The 4,628-nt window shown below is 38.3% G+C and carries 2 protein-coding genes; both read left to right on the top strand.

Annotation, left to right across the window (positions count from 1 at the left end):
- The first annotated feature begins 113 nt into the window (after positions 1-113).
- On the top strand, positions 114-4,268 hold the full coding sequence (locus tag AB1630_10620) for a right-handed parallel beta-helix repeat-containing protein (protein MEW6104243.1): 4,155 nt from the start codon (positions 114-116) through the stop codon (positions 4,266-4,268).
- Positions 4,269-4,544 (top strand): hypothetical protein, encoded by a 276-nt coding sequence (locus AB1630_10615; GenBank protein ID MEW6104242.1) that lies wholly within the window; start codon positions 4,269-4,271, stop codon positions 4,542-4,544.
- The last annotated feature ends 84 nt before the right edge of the window (positions 4,545-4,628 follow it).

Genomic DNA, 4,628 nt, shown 5'->3' with positions numbered 1-4,628 from the left:
TAACATATGCCCTGTCCTCGTATAGAGGAAGCATTGCTGAAGAGCCACGTTGCGGAAATCCACAAGCACGGTTCTGTGAGGGGCATAAAATAACATATAGGAGGTTATAGAAAATGTCTACTCGACGAAAGGTTGTTGTGTTGTTAATAGCCTGTTTGAAGGTTTTTGGTTTAACCATTGGGCCTTGGCCAAGGATTGGGGATGAGGTGTGGATATTTGGAGAGGGCTATAATTCGGAGGAAGACATAACAATTGAGGTTCCCGGGGACATCTTAAATACAAAGGCATCCTTACAAGGAACATTTTCAACTACATTTATTATTCAATCCCAGCCAGGTGGGCAGAAGGTAATCACGGCAAGCTCAAAAACAAAGAAGGAGGCAATATCTTTTTGGATAAGACCTTGGATGAGGGCATATCCATTAAGGGGTAGTCGGGGAACAAGGGTTTTTATAAATGGATGGGGTTATCCAGCGGGAGAGAGGGTTCAGGTTGGGATGGGATTTAATTCTTGTGTTGCCTTTGTAGATGCAGGAGAGGGGGGAACATTTTCCTCGTCATTTATTGTGGGTAATCTTCCCTATGGTTCAAATACATTTTTTACCCTTGGCAGGGTTACATTTATGGATGAGAACATGGCTTTTTTTATGGAGCCAGACCTTCGGGTTACGTCACAATCAGGCAATGTTGGCTCTATTGTTACCCTTTCTGGCACAGGCTATAAGGTGCCTGTGAGATACGAAGAAGGGGAATTTGTCAGAATAGATTTTGGAACCTACATAAGTGTTGCTTGTGTAAGAAGTGATAAATTTGGAAGTTTTGAGCTACCTATTGCTGTTCCTATAGAGCCAAAGGGTAAAGCCTTAATTCAGGCAGAGGGGATTTCTTCATCCGTAATAAGCACAGCATTTTTTGAGATAATTCCAAGAATAAAAATATTTCCCTCATTCTGTAATCCTACAAGATTTGTAAAGATTGAGGGCGATGGGTTTTCTAGCTATGAGACAATAACAATGACCCTTATGAGAGAAAAAGAGGGAACAACTACATATCTTCAGAAAAAGAAGTTTTGCTCTGATGATAATGGAAAGTTTAATATTAATTTTCTTGTTGAGAGTCAGCCAATAGGGATAGGGAGTTTTACCATAGAGGGAGAATCTGGGTTTATAGAGACAAGGAATCTTGAGATAAAGCCTTGTGTTGATGTAGTAGAAGTGAACAGAATTGAGGGGACACTAACCTTAAGAGGAGCAGGATTTATGGAAGAAGAGGGGGTTGAGTTTGGTTTGATAGAGGCAAGATATCTTGGCACAGTGAAAGCAGATAAAGAGGGTTCTTTTTTGGTAACATTTTTAACAACCCTATATGAGAAGGAAGAAATATTAGCCTATGGCATAGAAAGTAAAGAACTGATAAGAGTTTGTTGGGATGAAGGTTCGGTTACAGTATATGATGTTAACGGCATTCTAATAGGAACCTGTACAGTTATTCAAGATGGAATAAATGATTGTCCACCAGATGGTAAAGTTTTAGTTGTCTCTGGAATTTACAGGGAGAGTGTCTATATCAATAAAAGAATATCCTTGATTGGACAGGGAAATCCTGTAATTGACCCTCCAGATAATACCAATGGAATAACCTTTGATGGAAATGAGGCAGACAATGCCCTAATTTCTGGATTCACAATAACAGGGGCAATTAATGGAATTCTCTGTATAAATGGAGCAGATGTTCAAATCATTAATAACATAATTTCTGGAAATGGTCAGGGTATTTTCTGTGATAACTCTTCTCCATCTGTTACAAATAATACAATTGTATGGAATGGGTATGGTATCTATTGTCAGAATTTTTCTTTTCCAATTATTACCAATAATATAATTGTGAACAATTCTGGTGATGGTATTTCTTCTTGCAATAATTCCCTTCTTCTTATAAGTTCCAACAATATTTGGAAAAATACAAGTAATTACTTTGGATGTTCTCCTGGTTCTGGTGATATATCAAGCAATCCTAAATTTATCATAGACAATTCTGACTACCATTTACAGCCAACATCTCTCTGTATTAACGCTGGTTCAAATACAGCTTCAGGGGTTTCCTTGACAGACAAGGATGGTAATCCAAGAATATCCCATGGTAGGATTGATATGGGTGCTTACGAATATCAAGGGCTACTTCCCTCAACAATAACCATCTTTCCTACATCAGGTCAGGTAGGGACAATGGTTGAGATAAAAGGGCAATGCTTTGCTTCTAATGACCAAATTCGCATTGATTTTGGAAATCATTATACTATTGCCACAGCTATAATTAGTCCAAATGGCACATTTTCAACCCAATTTTATACAGACACCCAATCAGGAGGAACAAAGGTTATCACTGCCACTGACTTTTATGGCAATTATGCTACAACAATATTCTTTTTCCTTAAACCCAAACCTTCCCTTCTTTTCTCTCCAAAATACCAATTGATTTCAGAAGGGGGATATGCCGCCGTAGATATATTTGTCTTAAACATTTACCAATTCTTTGGTTTAGAGGCATACATTTCATTTAATCCAAATATCTTACAGGTTTCAACCATTACAGGGGTATTTGATGGCTGGCTTACAAGCTCTTTTGATAATACATTGGGAATAATAAATGTTGGTGCAGGAATAAATATGGGAGATGCTCCAATAACAGGTTCTATTACCATTGCAAGGGTCTTCTTTGATACCATAGGAACTGGAACAGAGATTTTAAACTATGGAACTATATCTCCAAGGAATACAATCCTTATGGATATGGATGGGCCTATTGGCTTTGATATGGGAACAGCAAGTATTGAGGTTCCTCCTTTGGCTTATATCAAAATCCTTCCATCCCCTGCTACTGTGTGTCTAACAGAATCGCAAGTTTTCTGTGCCAAAGGGTATACATCAGATAGAAGGGAAATCCCCGGCCTTTCCTATACTTGGAATTTAGAGGGAGATATTGGAACAATTACAGAGGCAGCAGGAAGCAAGACAACATTCATTGCAGGAAGAAATCCAGGGATTATAATCCTTTCTGTAAGCTCTCACGGAGTCAGCACACATACCCAAATCTTTGTTATATTCTCAACAGCAACAGTAAAAGGAAAGGTTGTTATTGATACAGGAGGAGAATTCCTTGAGGTATCAAGCATAACATTAAGGCTTACAGAAGATAGCACAAGGGAAACAAAAACAACCCAGACAGCACTAGATGGGACATTTCTATTCTCAAGCCTTATTCCAGGAACATACACACTATTTACTGATATAACTGGTGCATCCCCTGCTACAAGAACAGGGATTCTTGTCTTAACCAATCAGACAACAGACCTAGGAACGATAACCCTTTTGGGAGGAGACTCGGATAATGATGGAAGGGTAAGAATCCTTGATTTTTATAACCTCTATTTTGCCTGCCCATCAAGGGAGGGTGATGCTAATTATAACCCCAATGTAGACTTTGATTATGATAGGGATGTTGATGGATTTGACTTCCAGATTCTATATAGAAACTTCTTTAAGGGCAAGGGATTAAAGAAATCTTCCCTTTATTCAAATGATGCAAGGGCAAGGTTTGTTCTCTCTTCTTCTAGCCACGAACTAAAGCCAGGGGATAGGTTTGATGTTCTCTTAAAGATTACCGGCATTGATAACCTTATTGGGCTTGAGGTAAGTCTTTCGTTTGACAAAGAAATCCTTCAAATATTGGAAATAAAAGAGGAAGGGCTTGGATGGTTGGCAGGTAATTTAGAGGAAGGCTCAATTATATTAGGCATAAACCCAGGAAATCCTTATCTCTCTGGAGGCTCTAAGATTGCCCAAATAACATTCATTGTAAAGAAGGAGGGAAAGACAAAGATAACTGTGAGGGATGCAACCCTGATTGATAAAGACAAGAATATCATCCCATTTTCCTCTAATGGCATTGAGCTTGAGGTAATCGCAAAGCCATCCTTCTCAGCATTAGGCCAGAGCTTTCCAAACCCAGCAAGCAAGGGATGCTGGATTCCATTCCAATTGGCATCTGATAGCGAGGTAGTTCTTGAGGTCTATAATATCCTTGGACAAAGGGTAAGAAGGATTGAGGTAGGAGAAAGAAAGACAGGGTTCTATACAAAGGCACAGGAAGGTTCCGCCATATTCTTTGACCAAAAAAATGATTATGGAGAAAAGGTATCATCTGGCTTATACTTCTATAGATTAAGGGCAGGGAATTTCTCCCAAACAAAGGCTTTGCTTGTAAAATAATTGCGAAAAATAGCTATTTTTCTCTTTATCTTCCACTCTATCTTTGCTACAAGCCTTGAGATTATACCATACGGAATATCTTTAAAGCCAAGAGAGAGGGTAAATATAGGTATTTTCTTAAGGGAGGCAACCGAGACAATTGGGTGCGATTTTTCCCTTTTCTTTCCTTCAAGGTATCTTGAAATAGAAAAGGTAGAAAAGGATAAAGATTCGCTCTATACCTGGTTTAATTATAAATTCTTATATTTCGCTACCTTTGCGTCGGATTGTTTATGATAAGATATATTATATCAAAATATCAAAAACTTTCTCATATAAAAAGCCAATTTTTATAAATTTTACCTTCCTTTTTCTCTTGAT

It is taken from the genome of bacterium, assembly GCA_040753555.1.
Lineage (GTDB): Bacteria > UBA9089 > UBA9088 > UBA9088 > UBA9088 > JBFLYE01.
The sequence above is the reverse complement of the archived record's forward strand: the minus strand, read 5'-3'. Positions and strand labels throughout refer to the sequence as shown.